This window comes from Litorimonas sp., assembly GCA_029936425.1.
In the GTDB taxonomy this organism is placed as follows: Bacteria; Pseudomonadota; Alphaproteobacteria; order Caulobacterales; family Maricaulaceae; genus Litorimonas.
Genome location: JAPYSU010000001.1, coordinates 1 through 17,069 on the forward strand (window position 1 = coordinate 1; position 17,069 = coordinate 17,069).

Genomic DNA, 17,069 nt, shown 5'->3' on the forward strand with positions numbered 1-17,069 from the left:
CCGTCGCAAGGGCCTCTCAGTCCCACCGTCCGATACACCAACACGCCACGCTAGCCCGCCTGTCCGTGTGTCCGGAACAATTTTGGTATGACCGAAACAGAAATCGATTGAGTATCGATTTCCGGTCCAATCAAAATTGTCAGAGCCAGGGCAACGCCCCGTCAATAACAACATCTTAAATATAGACCGGTTTCGGCGGGTGGGGACGGGGTTTTTATTTTGTCAGAAAACTCAGTGGGTTAGGGCGAAGATAAATGCGGATCATTTATTATCAGGCATAATTTAGGCATTTGTAAAGACGAGGGTCAGCAATGAGGGCGCGGACAATAGCGAGTGTTTTTAATGGAGCGATTTTAAGACGCTGACCGGGTGTTCACATTGGCAGCTTAAGGCGTTAAAAACCAGGTTGCTTTATTGGCTTGCAGTGCAACAGTGTCCATAATGAAACTACTAAAATATATCTTTATAATTGGGTTTCTTACTATTGCCGTCTACTTGGCGTTGTTAGCGAACCCAACAGTGGTGTTTGCTCACAAAATTGAATATAAACAATTCACGGTCTGGTCGGATCGACCTATTGAGCCTGGTTGGAACGACGTTCTTGATGATGCAGTTCGGCGATTGGAAACATCTGAACTCTACGACAAGAATATTCCATTACGCATTTTCGTGTGTAATAATCCATGGCGGTTACAGATTTTCACTCGGAGTACGTCAGTAGGAGGGTTTGCAGACACATTTTTCACAAGAAATATATTTCTCCGTGAAGTTGTTGCAGCTAACAATCAGTTAATCCCTCCGTATGGCACTCTCGCGGAGGCTCAGGCGCGTCCTTTATCCTATTTTGTTGCACATGAAGTTATTCATGTATTCCAGTCTAGGCACTTCGGGCGAACAGTTAGTATTAGCTCTCCAACTTGGTTAGTTGAAGGATATGCCGACTTAATAGCAAAAGCTGGAGACTTCAATTTTAAAAAGAACCTTAAGCTCTTCAAAGAAGACCACCCGATCATGAATCGAAGCCAGGCGAAAAGCGGTTTGTATAACCGTTATCATTTAATGACCGAGCATGTTATTTCCTCTCAAACGAAATCCATTGCAGAAATATTCCAATCTCCGCCACTGGAAGAGGTGGTCGTATCGGAGCTGAAAAGCAGACCTTTTGATTGATAGTAATGGTTTCGCATGGCCTCTGCCTCGGGGGCGAGTTAAAATTTTGAGTGTTCTTCCTTGAGCGGTTCAGAACTGCAAGCTAACGTCTCTTTAGGGAATTTTTGAGGCATTGAAAAATAATAATCCCGTGGTATGGATTTGTTCATGGCTGATCAGCAAGATTTCCAAGCGCAGTTCATTGAGGTCTTTCAGCCTGTTTTTATGTGGGGAATAGCCGCTTTAGAATTGGCGCTAGTCGTTTGCACTTTCTATTTGGAATTTCGAACAGGAAACGGGCCGTCCCTCCTATATACAATAATGCCTTTAAGCATCGCAATCGCGATTGCCTGGGCCGTTCTGTCAGTGCTCATAGCGCTTGTCATTTTTGGTATCAAAAATCGGGCCGCCCGTTAAATCGCAAATATAAGTTCATGTCCGCTAAGGGGATGTACTACGTTTTGCGACCGACTTAAAACGCCCAAGGTAAAACGCTCGTTTGTTTTCATTAAAGCCAATTTTAAGGCAAATGGGGTAAAATGAGGTATGCCGAATTATAAAGATTCCATTTTACGCCACGAAAAAGAGGTTAATCGACTTCATGGAGCAATTTATGAAACTGTAAAGCATCGTGATAAGTCGCCTTCGTTACGTGAAAAGTGGATTAGAGCAGCGAATGAATATCGCAGCTATCACTCTTCCATAGATGATTGGCTTGAACAAATAAGGAATTCTGACATCGCAAATTGGGCGGATGCCCGTGATTTTATTTTCCAATATTTGGAAATAGACCCAATCTATAATAATTCTGGCTATGCAAAAGAAATGATAGTTCAAAAAATTAAGAAGTGTGAACTCTCCGAGAAAGAAAAACAGATTCTTAGGACGCTAATAATAGGACGAATTAGATCAGTAGCATGGCGCGATTTTAGAAGGTTTTGCCAGTTGATACCTCGCATTCAGAATAAAGCTTTTGTTGATGAGATCAGCGTCTATGCGGAATCAAAAGACAAGTCAGTTTCCCGACGAGCTATATTCGCAATGAAATATATAACGCCCTAGCGACTCATCCTGAGCGGCTTAATTTCGCCTAAACTAAGACACTGAGCTAAGGACTGCTTTTGGGGATATTGCCTCAAATAAAAAAGCCGCCCTCGAATGAAGGCGGCTTTTATTTAATTCTTTAAATGCTCGTCTCAGAATTTGCCGTGGCAGTGTTTGAATTTCTTGCCGGAGCCGCAGGGGCAGGGCGAGTTTCGGCTGACGCCTTGCAGCTGCTCTTGCGTGAGCTGGCCTTCGACCGGCGGGTTCTGAGCGGGTTCTGAGCCTGCCGATTGAGACGCCGGTTTGGGCGCGGCGGCCGCGCCGACCATATCCATGGGGGAACGGGCGCGCCGGGTCGTCTGGGCCTGACCGCCTTCGTTTTTCAGTTCTTGCGAGGCGTTTTGCGCGGCCTTTTGCGTCGCGGCCTTTTGCTCTTGTTGCGCCCGTTGCTGTCTTTGCATCTGAACGTTCAAAAGCAGGTTCATCATCGCTTTGGTCACGTCTTCGCGGAGGCTCGTCAGCAAGCTGTCAAACAGGGTAAAGGCCTCTGACTTATATTCATTGAGCGGGTCTCGCTGGCCATAGGCGCGCATGCCGATCACGGATTTCAAGCTGTCGAGCTGCTGCAGATGTTCACGCCAGTTCTTGTCGATGACCTGCAGAAGGATCTGCTTTTGCGCGCGCAGGAGTTCGGATTCTTCCAAACCGTTTGAGAGCTGCGTAAAGGCGTCATCCCCGGCCTTTTTCAGACGGGTCAGCATTTCCTCATCGGCAATGCCTTCTTCCTGGGCCCATTTGTCAAACGGGATGTCCATCATGATGGCGTCTTTGGTGGCCTCATGCAGGCCCTTGACGTCCCATTGTTCGGCGTAAGCCTTTTTCGGGATATGGGTGGCAATCAGATCCTCGGCGAGCTGGTGACGGAAGTCCTCGATGACATCTGAAACGTCATCATCGGTCATGAATTCCATGCGCTGTTCGAAAATCGTCCGGCGCTGATCGTTCATGACGTCATCATATTTCAGCAGGTTTTTCCGGATGTCGAAATTGCGTTGCTCGACCCGCACTTGCGCGCGTTCCACCGCCTTGGACATGAAGCGATTGGTGAGGTGTTCGCCCTCTTCAAACTTCATTGTGGCCATCATGGATTTCAGTCGGTCTCCGCCGAAAATCCGCATCAGGTCGTCTTCGGTGGAGAGATAGAATTTGGACCGGCCGGGATCGCCCTGACGCCCTGTCCGGCCGCGAAGCTGATTGTCAATCCGGCGGCTTTCATGGCGCTCTGTCCCGAGGACGTAAAGACCGCCGGCTTCGAGTGCCTTTTCCTTGAGCTCGGCGATTTCGGCCTTGATTTTGGCTTCCTGTTCTTTGCGCTCGTCTTCCGTTGCGGTCTCGGGAATTTCCTGATGGGCGCGCATTTCCAGATTGCCGCCCAGCTGAATATCGGTCCCGCGACCGGCCATATTGGTCGCAATCGTGACCGCGCCGGGCACGCCGGCCTGCGCCACAATAGAGGCTTCCTGATCATGGAAGCGGGCATTGAGCACCCGGTGCGGCACGTCGCGCTGGGTCAGATATTCCGACAGGCGCTCTGATTTTTCAATGGAGACGGTGCCGACAAGAATGGGTTGGCCCTTGGCGGATTTCTCCTCGATATCATCGACAATGGCTTTGAACTTTTCCTGCTCCGTGCGGTAGATCACGTCTTCATCGTCGATCCGCTGAATGGGGCGGTTGGTCGGAATAACCAGCACTTCAAGGCCGTAAGTCTCGGCAAATTCGCCGGCTTCGGTTTCGGCGGTCCCGGTCATGCCGGAGAGTTTGTCGTAAAGACGGAAATAATTCTGCAAGGTGACCGACGCCATGGTGACGTTTTCCGGTTTGATATCGACCTTTTCCTTGGCTTCAATCGCCTGATGGAGGCCATCGGAGAGGCGGCGGCCCTCCATCATCCGGCCGGTAAATTCGTCAATCAGAACCACTTCATCCTTTTTGACAATATAGTCTTTGTCGCGGACATAGAGCTTATGGGCTTTCAGCGCTTGGTTGATATGGTGAACCACGGTGACGTTTTCGACGTCATAGAGGCTCTCGCCCTCGAACAGGCCGCGCTCATCCAGAAGCTCTTCGATCTGTTCATTGCCTTCTTCGTTAAAGGTGGCGGTGCGGGCCTTTTCGTCCACATCATAGCCCGCTTCGTCGATGAGCGGGATAATGCCGTCAATTGTGCGGTAAAGCTCTGACTTGTCATCAGTCGGGCCGGAGATAATCAGCGGCGTCCGGGCTTCGTCAATCAGAATGGAGTCGATTTCGTCGATGATAGTGTAGACATGGCCGCGCTGCGCCATTTCCTCGACAGAGAACTTCATATTGTCGCGCAGATAATCAAAGCCGAATTCGTTATTCGTGCCATAGGTGATATCGCAATTATAGGCGGCTTTACGCTGATTGCCGTAAGCTTCGTAATTATTGATACAGTCCACGGTCAGGCCGAGAAAGCCGTAAATCTGCCCCATCCATTCAGCGTCGCGTTTGGCCAGATAGTCGTTGACGGTGACGATGTGTACGCCTTTGCCGGTGAGAGCGTTGAGATAGGCGGCGAGGGTGGAGACGAGGGTTTTCCCTTCGCCGGTGCGCATTTCCGCGACTTCGCCGCGATGCAGCGTGATGCCGCCAATCAGCTGCACATCGTAATGGCGCTGTCCGAGCGTGCGCTTGGCCGCTTCGCGAACCGTGGCAAAGGCTTCCGGCAGGAGATCATCCAGAGTCTCGCCCTCCTCTGCCAGACGAGATTTGTAAACTTGCGTCTGGGCCTTGAGCTCTTCATCGGTCATCGCTTCGAATTGCGGCTCAAGGGCGTTGATCTTTTCTACGAGGGGACGCAGTTTTTTGATCGTTCGGTCGTTTTCAGTCCCGAAAATCTTTTTGGCGATGCCTAACATGAAAATTCCTGATTTAGTACGGGGGTCGGGAAAAGTCGGGGCGGCTTTCCGCAGAGACTATTCAAAGGCCCGGTCATTCTTTGTGTCGACTTAGGAAGCCTCCCTTGGTAAGTCAATAAACGCGGCCAGTTATCCTGCATCAAACCCGCTTTTACCGCTGTAGAAAGCCCTGCCTCGCAAAAACGAGACGGAAACAAGCAGAAACAAGATTGAAAGACCCTACTATGTCCCGATTTCTCTTCCTCCTGATTGTCTCTCTCGGCGTTATAATAGGGGGCTGCCAGGATGAAGCCGTGCGTGAAAATGTGGCCGAGAAGGCCGAGAGCGCCCGTCTGGGACGCGTGGAAGTGGCCAAGGTCGGCGATAGCTCGATTTACCGCATGGATGTCGAGCGGCTCGCCCTTGAAAAAGGCAATCTGGCGCCCGGCGAGACTCTGGAGCAAACCGATCCGGTGTTTCAGCAGCTCTTGGAAGAGCTCATTGATCAACGTCTGCTGTCTCAGGCGGCCCTGCGGCGCGGGCTGGACAATACGCCTGAGAATAAGCGGCGTCTGGCCGCAGCCAGAGAGCGTATTCTCGGCAATATTCTGGTGGAGGAGCACCTCAAGGAAACCGTAAATGATAACACTATTCGCCGTATGTATGACCAGCAGGCAGAGCTGGCCAATCGCGGCGACGAAATCCGCGCCCGTCATATCCTGCTCAGCGATGAAGCCTCGGCTTTGGCCGCGCAAACCGCTCTGGCCGAAGGACAGGGTTTTGCCGAGCTGGCCCGCTCTGTCAGCATTGACGCCGGCAGCCGGGAGCAGGGCGGCGATTTGGGCTGGTTTACCCGCGACATGCTCAATCTCGAATTTACCCGCAAAGTTTTTGCCACGCCTGTGGGGGAGCGGACGGAGCCTTTTCAGACCTCTCAGGGATGGCATATTGCCGAAGTCCAGAACCGCCGGGGCTCTCAACAACAAAGCTTTGAAGAGCTGCGCCCCAATATTGTGAAATTCATGACATTTGACGCTATTCAATCCCTGTTGCAGGAGCTGCGGCGCAAGAGTGAAATTGAAACTTTCTACTCGCGTGCTCCCGAAGATAGCCTGGTTTTACCGGAAGAGACTGAGGGCGGCGGTGAAGAAGAAATCGGCATAGAAGAAGAGACGACTTCAGACGATGGCTAAATATACTCTTTCTCCCTTTGCGCCCAAATCATTTCCCGCTTTGCCGCCTCTCAAAGGCTTTACCATGGCGACGGCGGAAGCCGGCGTGCGTTATCAGGGGCGGACGGATCTCTGGGTTTTGCGCGCCGACGCCGGGACGGCTCTGGCCGGGGTCTTTACCAAAAATCTCTGCCCCGGCGCGCCGGTGGATTGGTCACGCCAGGCCCTGACGAAAGACACAGAAGGGCCGCGTCTGGTGATCGTCAATTCCGGAACGGCCAATGTCTTTGGCGGGCAAAAAAGCCGCGATGCCGTGACCGAAACGGCCAAAGGCGCAGCGGGTGTGTTCGGCGTGGACGCAGATGCTATCCAGCTCGCCTCGACGGGCGTTATCGGCGTGCCTTTGGACGCGTCAAAACTTGTCGATAAATTTCCCGAAATACATAAAAACTTACGCGCCGATGGGTGGGGGGACGCCGCCAAAGCGATCATGACAACGGACACCCACGCCAAAGGCGCCACGGCGACGGCAGAGATCAAAGGCACAAAAGTCACGATAAACGGCATCGCCAAAGGCTCGGGCATGATCGCGCCGGATATGGCCACGATGCTCGCCTATATAGCCACGGACGCCGCTATCTCTAAATCTGCCTTGCAGGCCCTGCTTTCGGAGCTGGTGGAGACAAGTTTTAATTCGATTACGGTCGATAGCGACACCTCCACCTCTGACACGCTTCTTTTGCTGGCCAGCGGACAGGCGGGAAATGCGATCTGCGAAGACGCAAATGAACCGTGCCTGACCGGATTTAAACAGGCGCTTCATGCCGTGATGAAGGATCTGGCCCTGCAAATCGTCAAGGACGGAGAAGGGCTGACCAAATTTGTCACCGTCCATGTCTCTGGCGCGGCGTCAGATAAATCCGCCAAAAAAATCGCGATGAGTATCGCCAATTCCCCGCTCGTGAAAACCGCAATTGCCGGACAGGACGCCAATTGGGGGCGCATCGTCATGGCGGTCGGAAAAGCGGGGGAGCCGGCCGAACGCGACAAACTTTCCATCTGGATGGGGCCGCACCTCTTGGCCGAACGCGGCGAAGCGGCGCCGGATTATACAGAGGCGCAAGGCGCGGCCTATATGAAAGAAGCGGAAATAGATATTCGTGTGGATTTGGGCCTCGGCGACGGGGAAGCGGAAGTTTATAGCTGCGATTTGACCCATGGCTATATCGACATCAACGCCGATTACAGAAGCTAATTAAATGTTAGAAACACCAAATAAGCGCCCCGTCATTTACGTGGCGGCGGCCGCGATGATAGATGCGGATGGACGCGTTTTGATAACGCGCCGCCCAGCCGGAAAACCCCATGCCGGACAATGGGAATTTCCCGGCGGCAAGGTCGAAGACGGCGAAACCCCGGAGCAGGCGGTCAACCGCGAACTGCGCGAGGAATTGGGACTGGAGCCTTGCGAAAGCTGTCTTCAGCCTTTCTCTTTCACCTCTTATGCCTATCCGGATTTCCACCTTTTTATGCCGCTCTATCTCTGCCGCCAATGGGATGGTTTTGCGATGCCAAAAGAGGGACAAGGCATTAAATGGCTCTATCCCAGCCAAATTGTCGAACTGGATCTGGTCGAAGCGGATGTGGAGCTGGCGCAGGAATTGGCGGATAGATTGCCGCACGGGAAACGGTTTGCGGTTTAGTTTTGGGAGAAAAGTGATTTTTGATTTGAATAGTGTAGTTGTAGATTTTGTAGTAAGAACTGAAGACCCTGAAACTTGGCGTATTGTTTTAGTAGAGAGTGGGCCTTGGGAAGATATCAACCAAGAGTTATATCGCGTTCAAGACCGTCTTTATAATTGCGTAGATAACTTGATTGAGGGAGGATTGGCGAGAAAGTTTCCAGAAACTCGAAATAAGAAAATTTTAATTCAATTCGATGGTTATAATTTACCCGAAGCTAGGTTTGCAGAATTTTATAATTCGTTTTCAAGTCGAATTTTCTTAATACCGGACTTCGCGAAAGCGCTAAAAGAGAGCGATTCTGTAAAGGAAATCACTTTTAGCCTAAACCTTCAGCAATACTAGAGGTTACACTACTCGGACCTTGCTCGAATGTTTCAATTCAAAAAATTCATGCTCATAATGTGTCCCGCCCTTCGGCGGGATGAGCGGGGAAAAAGGATTTTTTAAGGTTTTCATCCACTCCCACTCCCCTAGAATGTTGCTTCGAAACTGAAAGCATGATAATAATTATCATAACATATCCGGAGATATATTATGCCCAGTAGTTACGCCCTCGGCTCTCATTTCGAAGATTTTATGAGTCAGCTCATCAAAGAGGGGCGATATAATTCCAAGAGCGAAATTTTGCGGGAAGGATTACGGGCGATTGAGGATCGCGAGCAACAACGCGCGATAAAACTGGAAGCTCTTAAATCGGCTGTCATGGACGGCGTTAAGAGCGGTCCCGGCATCCCAAGCGACGAAGTACGACAGCATTTTGCCAAGCGCCGCAAATCGTAAAAATGCGCCTCGAATATTCGCGATTAGCTATATCCGATCTTGAGGTCATTCAGGATTACATAGCCGAGGATAGTCCTGTGAACGCCGATAGGTTTATCGGGCAGATACTGGATCACTGTGAGGATGTTATGAGCGCGCCCGAAGGGTATATCGCCCGACCCGAAATAATGGAGGGCATTCGGAGTCTTCCCTTTAAAGACTATATAATTTTTTACACGATCCAAGCTGACACTGTCCGGATTGAACGCATCCTGCATGGAAGTCGGGATTATCGCGCGGATGATTTTGAGTAATATAACTTCCTAACTCGACGTTTAACTTGTCATTCCGCGCGTAGACGCGGAAGGTCGAAAATATACAGGATGACCGTTCGTCTTGTGCCGACACATGGTATTACAAATTCTCGAACTTCCGCATCTGCGCTTCACTCCGTGCGGAATGACAGGGAAATTGTTTAGAGGTCAGAGTGCCTAAACCTTCTTCTCCTCCGTCCCTAGCGCGTAGGCGAGGCGCATTTTTGCACTTCCCGGTTTGAGGGGTTTTTGCTGGCTCTCATGCGGGCTCCAGCCTGTGAGCCAGAGGATTTCGAATTGGGCGGGGTGCTGCCCCTCTTCGTTTTTGGGGTAGGCGGCTTCCACGGCGTCCAAATAGCCTTTCGGGAGCATTGCTGTGTGGCGGGCCGTCAGCGTATTGGTCAGGCCGAGATCGCGCAGATCGCTCACCAAAGTTTGCAATCTGCCATAGCTCACCTTGATCCGATCCTTGTCGACGACAGGCAGGTTGAGCCCGGCGCGGCCTAGAAGGGCGGCGGCCTGGTGATGGTCTATCATCGGATAGACCCGCGCTGTCGCCCCGCCAAACACGGCGCTATCCACGGTATAGAGGGTTTGCCGTAAATCAGAGAGGCTCTCGCCGCCAAAAAGCGCGGCCGTGAAAAATCCGTCGGCTTTCAAATGCTTCCGTAAGCGCAGCAATGCTCCGGGCAGGTCGTTTTCGGTCTGTAATTCCAAAAGGCTGATGATGAGGTCATACTCGCCGCTTACGGCGTCCAGTGTCCCCTGCCAGTCCAAAGTTGTCGGCTGACGATCCGGGGGCAGATCGGAAAGGATAGTCTCCCGCATATCGACGGGGGAGAGAATGACGCCGCGTTCAAATTGGCGGTTGATATCGGCAATGCGCGAGGCGGCGTCCTCTGCCGCGCGGATGAGCAGAAAGGACGGGCCATTTCTTTCCATACGCGATTGAGCGCGCCTGCGCGCGCAAGATTGAGCCTTTTCATCAAAAATCTGCGGGACTTTCGTTTCTTCCATGAGCTGTATATGAGGGGATCATGGGCAAAAGGGAAGCGTTCAGGGCGGTGCAATCTGCCGCAAGGGGGGCCGCGCAGGCGGGACTGGATATTATTTTGCCGCCGCAAGATCCGTTCATAAAAAGGGACAGGAATTGGGACGGCATTGACTATCTGGATGAGCCTTGCTGCCATATATGCGGCTTTCCGTTTGAATATGATGTCGGTGAAGGGGCGCTTTGCGCCGGGTGTCTGGCGAGGCCGCCGCGCTTTACCTCTGCCCGCGCCGCCTTTGCCTATAACGACGCGTCCCGGGATATGATTCTCTCCTTCAAACATGGCGGCAGGACGGAAAATCTGCCGCGTTTTGCCGCCCAGCTCCGGCGGGCCGGACGGGGGGTCCTGCCCGAGGCGAATTTGATCGTGCCGGTGCCTCTGCACCGAACGCGGCGCATTAAACGGCGCTATAATCAATCGACCCTGCTGGGACGCGCGCTTGCCCGCATTACAAATGCGTCATTTGAACCGGACGCTCTTCGCCGGATTCGGGCCACCGCGTCTCAAGGCGGGCAGTCGGCTTCGGGTCGAAAACGCAATGTGCAGGGCGCTTTTGCCGTGAAAGAGGCGGGCAAAGAGCGGCTTCAAGGCGCAAATATCGTCCTGATCGATGATGTGATGACGACGGGGGCGACCCTAGACGCCTGCGCCTCAGTGCTGTTACGCTCTGGCGCAAACCGTGTGGACGCTCTATGTCTCGCCCGCGTGATTAGAGATCAGCGGAGCCGAAAAGGCTCGCAACAAAGGAACGCTTTTGATGGCAAAAGTTGAAATGTATTCGAAAATGGGATGCCCTTTTTGTATTCGGGCCAAAGCCCTTTTGAAACGAAAGGGCGCGGACGTCATAACGATCCCGGCCTCCATGAACGCGAATAAACGGGCCGAGATGCGCGAGCGCTCCGGCGGCGCCAATACGTTCCCGCAAATCTTTATTGACGACAAACATATTGGGGGCTGTGACGACCTTTACGCTCTGGACGAAAAGGGCGGGCTGGATCCGCTCTTGACGGCTTGATGCCGGCGGTCTGATTTATGAAAGTGGGTCTCGTTCAGCTTTGCTCGGGAATAACGGTCCGCGAGAATATCGCGGAAACGTCACGGCTTATCCGCGCCGCGGCGGCGGATGGCGCGACACTGATTGCGACGCCGGAAATGACCCATCTGGTTCAGAAAGACAAAGAGGACCTGCTGTCCAAAATATCCCCGCAGGAGGACGAACCCGCGGTCCGGGCCTTTGCCGATCTGGCCAAGGAACTGGGCCTTGACCTCCTGATTGGATCCATGGCGCTCAAAGAAGGCGACAAGATTGCCAACCGCGCCTTTCACTTCACCCCGGACGGGGTCATCAAGGCGCGTTACGATAAAATCCACCTATTCGACGCGCAGGTCTCGGATACGGAAAGTTACCGCGAATCCTCAACCTATACAGCCGGGGAAGGCCCCGTCATGACGGCGGTGGGCCAGACGAAAATCGGCTTGTCCATCTGTTACGATCTGCGGTTTCCGGCGCTTTACCGCCATTACGCGCAGGACGGCGCCGAAATAGTCACGATACCAGCCGCTTTCACCGTGCCGACCGGACGCGCGCATTGGGATATTCTCTTGCGGGCGCGGGCGATTGAAACGGGCAGTTTTGTTCTGGCGGCGGCGCAGGGCGGCTCGCATGAGGATGGCCGGCTGACCTGGGGCCATTCCAAAGTCATCGACCCCTGGGGAGAGATAGTTGCCGAGCTTGACCATGACCGCCCGGGTCACGTGGTGGCCGAAATTGATTTATCCCAGGTGAGTAAAGCGCGAAAGCGTATCCCGGCCTGGGCGGATACACGGCCCTTTTAAGCCCTTCTTCCGATAAACCTTGGAAAGCCGCCCCGCCGAACTTAAATTAGATATATGATCCGTTATGACCTCATATGCGAAAACGAACACGTCTTTGAGGCGTGGTTTTCCAATTCGTCTGATTATGACCGGCAGGAAAAAGACGGCTTACTGTGCTGCGCGGTCTGCGCAACGTCCCAGGTGAAAAAAGCGATTATGGCGCCGAATGTGTCGACGTCGCGGAAAAAAGAGCAAAGGCGAGAAACGGAGCAGAAGGCTTTGTCCGTCATGAGCGCGGACGCTAGGAAAATGGCCGAGGCCGTCAAAGCAGAAATTCGCAAGAACTGCGAAAATGTCGGCGATAAATTCGCGGACGAGGCCCGGGCCATGCATTACGGGGAAAAAGAAAGCCGCGGTATATACGGGAAAGCCTCGCCGCGCGAAGCCTCAGAACTCGCCGAAGAGGGGGTCGGTATTGCGCCTCTGCCCGATGCCTGCGTCCCGGAAGAGGGTAAAGTTGAGACTAAAAAGCTGAATTAGGCGGCCCGTTGAGAGGAAATATGCGCGTAATCCGTATAGCTGTTTTCAAGAAAACTGTTCTGCGGCACCGGTAGAACCAGTATATTCGTTTCTAGGTCTTCAGCCGGTTTTTCTTTCACGCGGGTGTTTTTCTCTCTGATTGTTTCCAGAATGACCCGGGGCTTGGCAAAAGGGCCGAGCTCAAACAGAAGCGCTTCCTGCGCCTTTGTATCGGGCAGAGCCGTAAAGGCCAGCGCCTGGTCAAATGAAATCGTTCCGGCGAAAAAGCTCTGGCGCATCTTTTCTGACAATCGAGACAGGCTGATCATTTCAACGATGGAGCGGCGATCCAGATAAAGCCGGGCGGCAATCTCCTCAATATCGACAGCCTTGTTTTTCAGGGTCATCACGGCTTGGTACAAATCGCGGCCTGACAGCACCGAAGCTGTGTGAAAGTCCATCTCTTTGGCTTCTTCTGTCAGGATATAGGGAATATTTACAAGACTGCGGGGGAGATTTCCCGAAAAGGCCAGACGTTTGATCGCGGCAAAACGTTTCTTGCCTTCTATAATAACGAGGCGGTTGTTTGCAGCCGACACAATAAGAGGCGAGATGAGCCCGAATTCCAAAATGGAGCGTTCAAGCGTTTTTACATCGTTCAAGGTCTGACCGCATAAAATCGGGGCCTGAAGGGATTTAAAAGCGCAAATAGGGGCTGTCTTTATTTTTCTGTGTTCCATAACCTCGTCCTTTCACAGACTTATACACAGGATAATGCTTACCAGAGTCATTCGGTTCCATTAACTATGTGTCAAGATGGTTAACGCGCGTTAACCTATTAGGTTATTATAATCATTGAGAAAAATGACTTAATTGCGACGTTGAAAGTTTGCGCTTAATTAAACGAATTAGTTAATAAAACATTAATGAATAAACTTACCCACAGTCACATAATTTATCCCCAAATCATCTGTAAACTTCCAGTTATTGGAAAGAGGATTTAAGGACATTCCGATGGAGGGCTCCGGCGTCAGCCCAGCGTCACTTAGATATCGTTGCATCTCGCGGGGTTTGACCAGCTTTTCATATTGATGCGTTCCGCGTGGAAGCCAGCGTAAAATATACTCTGCGCCGACAATCGCAAAGGCAAAGGCTTTGAAGCTGCGGTTGATCGTCGAGGTAATCATCAGACCGCCGGGCCGCACCATTTTCGCGCAATCGGCGATGAAATCACCGGGGCTGACGACATGTTCTATCACTTCCATATTCAGAACGCCGTCAAAAGGCTTTTCGCCGCTCTCAATAAGCTGCTCGACTGTGCCGTGAATATAATTAACGTCTACGCCGACCTGTTCGGCATGGGTCTTGGCCGTTTTCAGGGTCTTCTCCAGCGCGTCTACGCCCGTGACGTCCGCGCCCATCCGCACCATCGGCTCGCAAAGTAGTCCGCCGCCGCACCCAATATCCAGAAGACGCAGCCCCTTGAGCGGCTCGGCCGCCTCCGGGTCGCGGTGAAAATGCTCGCAAAGCGTATCGCGAATAAATCCAAGCCGCGCTCCGTTCATGATATGGAGCGGTTTGAACGGGCCGTCTGGATCCCACCAATCCGCCGCCATGCGCGAGAAACTGTCCATCTCCATCGGATCAACAGAGACAGAAGAAAGATGTTCGGGAGCTTTTTCGGAATAGGCCATATGGTGGCTACGTTTAAGGCCAAAATAGGTTTGGGGGAAGAGCCGTTCTGACGCAGACGGCTTTGGCAAAATAAAACCCCGGGACCTTCATTTTCGCTCTTTAAATTTGAATCTCTCAATATATGAACGATGGAAAGGGGATGTTTTATGAAAATTTGGACTTCATTCACTGCGGCTATCTTGCTCGGCGCCTGCTCTGTGGAGGCGCCGCTGCGGGATTCCAAAGCTTCGGACACTAAAATATCAGAGGTCGCGGCCAAGCCTCTGGCCGAATATGAAGGTCTTTACGAATATGAGAATGATACCACACTGATTATCGCTGCCGGGCCGGATCGCGAATTACTTTATGCCGATATAAACGGAGCGCGCTATCCGCTTAGACCTGAGAGCAAGGATGTCTTTCTGAATGCGGGGGACATACCCGTTGAATTTGTACGGGACGCAAAGGGTCAGATCATAGGCTATAGGGAAGGCCCCTCCGCCGAAGCGGACCCGAAAATATTCAAATTAATTGACGCAGAGGAAAAACTTCCCGCGACTATCTGGACGGTCCGTCCTGAAGACAAGACAGGCCCTTATCAATATCAAGCCCCGACGGAGGAGGAAAACGGTTTGTCTGTAAGAGCTCTTGAAGAGGGCTCTGAGTTACGGGTCAACCTCTCTGATCTGACGGAGGCTATTTACGCCGGGCAATACCCTAATACGCATAGCGTGCTCCTCTATGACAAAGGGGATTTGGTCTTCGAAGAATATTTTTATGAACATCATCAGGATAAGCCGCATCAACTTCGCTCCGCGACGAAAACCTTAAAAGCCCTACTGGTCGGAATTGCGATTGATAAAGGCTATATCCCGTCCGCAGAGACGCCCATCCTGACTTATTTTGACGACTATGATTTGGAAAATATGGATCCTCGAAAACAGGCGATGACTATTGGGGATCTTTTGTCCATGTCCTCCGGTCTCGACTGTAATGACTGGGACGGCGACAGCCCCGGAAATGAAAGTAAAATGATTTATTCCGAGGACTGGGTAAAATTTGGTCTTGATCTGCCGATGCAAAATGAACCGGGAAAGGTTGGATATTACTGCTCCGCCAATTCGGCTATTCTGGGCCGTCTGGTCGAGAAAGCATCCGGTCAGCCTTTGCGTGACTTTGCGGATGAAAACTTATTCCAACCGCTCGGCTTCGGGGCGTATGAATGGGACTTTCGTCCGGATCGATCCAATATTAATAATTATACGCAAGCCTGGCTCCGTTCTCGGGACTTTTTGAAAATAGGAGTCCTTATCGCGCAGAACGGCGAATGGAAGGGGCGGCAAATCGTGTCTTCAGAGTGGGTTAAAGCCCTGAAGGCAGAGCAATCCCGCATTGGCGATACGCCTTATGGCTATCTGTTCTGGAAAAGATATGTGAATTTTAACGGCCAGGAAATTCAAACGCCGCAGCTTAGCGGCAATGGCGGACAGAAGGTTGTTTTGCTGAAGGAAGGGGAAACAATTCTCGTCCTGACAGCCGGAAATTATAATCAGTCATCAGAGACAAACGAAATTCTAATCAATTATATTTTTCCGGCGATAGATCTGAAACGGGAATAGTTAAACTCATAAATAACCGCTTGCGGAAGATTGCTTTTGATAGGGCAATTTATACAGCGACTATGAAAACCCCTCCATCAAGGACAATTTTGGGACTAAGCTTGGGGAGAAAGGCTTTGGACGGCCGCGTTCCGCATATGAAAGGCGCGCGGCGCGTCTTTCAAAAGTGTAGGGATTTAATCTATCCGTTCAGCCTACTATGGGAGCTGCCATTTCGGTTTTTCCCGCTGCTTGCGGCTCCATCGGGTCAGGCACGGGGTCGGAATTATTATTGCAGCCAGCCAAAGCGATAGAGAGAATTAAAGCGCCTGCGGCCGTTAAATTTTTTATCTTGGACATATCATTTCCAATGCAAATAAGTCCTGAATTAATTTCGGGCTTATTTGGTAAACGCCGTATAATAGTGGTTGGTTTCAATTTCTCTCCGGCGGCCTGGGCGAGCGCATGAGGACTTTGAGGTTAACCGCGGCGAGTATCAGAGCAAGGCTAAGCCATAAGATCATCCAGACCCCGGCCGGAAAAAGCCCGATTTCCATCTCAAAGGCCTGCAAGTCAGAGGACGGACCATGGGCTGTGTCTTGTAGAATATAAAGAAGGCTCAGTACGCCCAGCACAAGCAGGCAGTCCCGTCCATAGCGCGTTTTGAACCCTGCAAAATACAGAAAAGCGGCGAAGGCCGCCAGAGTTAGAAAGGTAAAAACGGAATTGAACCAGATGAGGCCGGAGAAGGCCAATATGGTCATAATAACGCCCAAAGTCGGTTTGACCCATTTGGGTTTTGCAGCCCCGATAAAAACCAGAATGTTTCCGAAGAAGACGCTCCCGAGATATCCCCCTGATATAATCAGAGCCTGTGAGCCGCCGCGCGTTACTGTTGCGCCGCCGCTATCCGGGTTGATCCGGATATATTCGACAGACCCGCCGCTTATGAGCGCGCCAAAAGCATGACCGAATTCATGCAAAAACGTCACAAATAATCGAATGGGGTAAAGCAGACGCCATCCCCAGATCCCGCCAAAATATAAAAGGCCGAAATAGAGACTGCAAATAAGGGCGAGGCGTAAAAGAAGCGCTTTTCGGGATATCAATTTTTGAACCTTGAATGAGTGTTTGCCGAAGTCTGAAACAATTTAACCCATTTTGACCCGAAGAATTAGAAAAACTTGCCTGAAAAAGCAGAAAACAGCCCTTAAGCCGGAATAATTTCGCTGATTTGAGTTGAAAAAAGGGCGCATCCGCGCCACAACGCCGCTGATTTAAAACAAGGTTTAATGCGAAATATCCA

At 51.6% G+C, this 17,069-nt stretch carries 20 protein-coding genes; 14 read left to right on the top strand and 6 right to left on the bottom strand.

Annotated features, from left to right (window positions below):
* The first annotated feature begins 441 nt into the window (after window positions 1-441).
* The 3 genes from ACN0IC_RS00005 (at window position 442) to ACN0IC_RS00015 (ending at window position 2,211) form a co-directional block, all read left to right on the top strand.
* The gene (locus tag ACN0IC_RS00005) at window positions 442-1,170 is read left to right on the top strand and encodes a hypothetical protein (protein WP_416876690.1); all 729 of its coding nucleotides are present in this window, start codon (window positions 442-444) and stop codon (window positions 1,168-1,170) included.
* Window positions 1,171-1,317: 147 nt separating this feature from the next.
* Window positions 1,318-1,566, top strand: coding sequence for a hypothetical protein (locus tag ACN0IC_RS00010; protein ID WP_416876691.1), 249 nt, complete (start codon window positions 1,318-1,320; stop codon window positions 1,564-1,566).
* Between the two features lie 129 nt (window positions 1,567-1,695).
* Entirely contained in the window at window positions 1,696-2,211 is a 516-nt protein-coding gene (locus ACN0IC_RS00015; protein ID WP_416876692.1) for a hypothetical protein, read from the top strand.
* Between the two features lie 134 nt (window positions 2,212-2,345).
* Here the strand turns inward: ACN0IC_RS00015 and secA are convergent, their stop codons facing one another.
* Window positions 2,346-5,135 carry a preprotein translocase subunit SecA gene (gene secA / locus ACN0IC_RS00020; protein ID WP_416876693.1) on the bottom strand — a complete coding sequence of 930 codons (2,790 nt, stop codon included), beginning with the start codon at window positions 5,133-5,135 and terminating at the stop codon, window positions 2,346-2,348.
* A gap of 224 nt (window positions 5,136-5,359) precedes the next feature.
* Between secA and ACN0IC_RS00025 the strand changes: the two genes are divergently transcribed.
* The 6 genes from ACN0IC_RS00025 to ACN0IC_RS00050 all read left to right on the top strand — a co-directional run bounded on the left by ACN0IC_RS00025 (window position 5,360) and on the right by ACN0IC_RS00050 (window position 9,105).
* Entirely contained in the window at window positions 5,360-6,307 is a 948-nt protein-coding gene (locus ACN0IC_RS00025; RefSeq protein WP_416876694.1) for a peptidylprolyl isomerase, read from the top strand.
* Complete coding sequence (argJ, locus tag ACN0IC_RS00030; RefSeq protein WP_416876695.1) at window positions 6,300-7,541, top strand: bifunctional glutamate N-acetyltransferase/amino-acid acetyltransferase ArgJ; 1,242 nt, start codon at window positions 6,300-6,302, stop codon at window positions 7,539-7,541. The genes ACN0IC_RS00025 and argJ overlap by 8 nt, the downstream gene beginning before the upstream one ends.
* Before the next feature lie 4 nt (window positions 7,542-7,545).
* Window positions 7,546-7,989, top strand: coding sequence for an 8-oxo-dGTP diphosphatase MutT (mutT, locus tag ACN0IC_RS00035; RefSeq protein WP_416876696.1), 444 nt, complete (start codon window positions 7,546-7,548; stop codon window positions 7,987-7,989).
* A gap of 13 nt (window positions 7,990-8,002) precedes the next feature.
* A complete protein-coding gene (locus tag ACN0IC_RS00040; RefSeq protein ID WP_416876697.1) occupies window positions 8,003-8,374 on the top strand; it encodes a hypothetical protein in 372 nt (123 codons plus the stop codon).
* A 192-nt stretch (window positions 8,375-8,566) separates the two neighbouring features.
* A complete protein-coding gene (locus ACN0IC_RS00045) occupies window positions 8,567-8,812 on the top strand; it encodes a type II toxin-antitoxin system ParD family antitoxin (protein WP_416876698.1) in 246 nt (81 codons plus the stop codon).
* A gap of 2 nt (window positions 8,813-8,814) precedes the next feature.
* Window positions 8,815-9,105, top strand: a complete 291-nt coding sequence (locus ACN0IC_RS00050; protein WP_416876699.1) for a type II toxin-antitoxin system RelE/ParE family toxin — start codon at window positions 8,815-8,817, stop codon at window positions 9,103-9,105.
* Window positions 9,106-9,282: 177 nt separating this feature from the next.
* Here ACN0IC_RS00050 and ACN0IC_RS00055 read toward each other — a convergent pair whose 3' ends face one another.
* Window positions 9,283-10,122 (bottom strand): SAM-dependent methyltransferase, encoded by an 840-nt coding sequence (locus tag ACN0IC_RS00055; RefSeq protein WP_416876700.1) that lies wholly within the window; start codon window positions 10,120-10,122, stop codon window positions 9,283-9,285.
* 20 nt (window positions 10,123-10,142) lie between these two features.
* Here ACN0IC_RS00055 and ACN0IC_RS00060 point away from each other — a divergent pair, with 20 nt between their 5' ends.
* Genes ACN0IC_RS00060 through ACN0IC_RS00075 form a run of 4 tightly spaced genes read left to right on the top strand, consistent with a single transcriptional unit; the run spans window position 10,143 to window position 12,512 of the window.
* On the top strand, window positions 10,143-10,928 hold the full coding sequence (locus ACN0IC_RS00060) for a ComF family protein (protein ID WP_416876701.1): 786 nt from the start codon (window positions 10,143-10,145) through the stop codon (window positions 10,926-10,928).
* Window positions 10,915-11,172 (top strand): glutaredoxin 3, encoded by a 258-nt coding sequence (grxC, locus tag ACN0IC_RS00065; RefSeq protein ID WP_416876702.1) that lies wholly within the window; start codon window positions 10,915-10,917, stop codon window positions 11,170-11,172. Before ACN0IC_RS00060 ends, grxC begins: the two co-directional genes overlap by 14 nt.
* Window positions 11,173-11,189: 17 nt before the next feature.
* A complete protein-coding gene (locus ACN0IC_RS00070; protein ID WP_416876703.1) occupies window positions 11,190-11,993 on the top strand; it encodes a carbon-nitrogen hydrolase family protein in 804 nt (267 codons plus the stop codon).
* A gap of 54 nt (window positions 11,994-12,047) precedes the next feature.
* On the top strand, window positions 12,048-12,512 hold the full coding sequence (locus tag ACN0IC_RS00075) for a DUF1178 family protein (protein WP_416876704.1): 465 nt from the start codon (window positions 12,048-12,050) through the stop codon (window positions 12,510-12,512).
* On the opposite strand, the gene ACN0IC_RS00080 is transcribed toward ACN0IC_RS00075, so the two are convergent.
* Both ACN0IC_RS00080 and ubiG read right to left on the bottom strand, forming a co-directional pair.
* Window positions 12,509-13,231: a ParB/RepB/Spo0J family partition protein gene (locus ACN0IC_RS00080; protein ID WP_416876705.1), complete on the bottom strand. Its 723-nt coding sequence runs from the start codon at window positions 13,229-13,231 to the stop codon at window positions 12,509-12,511. The two genes, ACN0IC_RS00075 and ACN0IC_RS00080, sit on opposite strands and share 4 nt — an antisense overlap.
* Window positions 13,232-13,414: 183 nt before the next feature.
* Entirely contained in the window at window positions 13,415-14,185 is a 771-nt protein-coding gene (gene ubiG, locus ACN0IC_RS00085) for a bifunctional 2-polyprenyl-6-hydroxyphenol methylase/3-demethylubiquinol 3-O-methyltransferase UbiG (RefSeq protein ID WP_416877055.1), read from the bottom strand.
* Between the two features lie 147 nt (window positions 14,186-14,332).
* Between ubiG and ACN0IC_RS00090 the strand changes: the two genes are divergently transcribed.
* Complete coding sequence (locus ACN0IC_RS00090) at window positions 14,333-15,784, top strand: serine hydrolase domain-containing protein (protein ID WP_416876706.1); 1,452 nt, start codon at window positions 14,333-14,335, stop codon at window positions 15,782-15,784.
* 189 nt (window positions 15,785-15,973) lie between these two features.
* Here the strand turns inward: ACN0IC_RS00090 and ACN0IC_RS00095 are convergent, their stop codons facing one another.
* Window positions 15,974-16,123, bottom strand: coding sequence for a hypothetical protein (locus tag ACN0IC_RS00095; protein ID WP_416876707.1), 150 nt, complete (start codon window positions 16,121-16,123; stop codon window positions 15,974-15,976).
* Between the two features lie 74 nt (window positions 16,124-16,197).
* Window positions 16,198-16,872 (bottom strand): M50 family metallopeptidase, encoded by a 675-nt coding sequence (locus tag ACN0IC_RS00100; protein WP_416876708.1) that lies wholly within the window; start codon window positions 16,870-16,872, stop codon window positions 16,198-16,200.
* Window positions 16,873-17,069 lie beyond the last annotated feature (197 nt).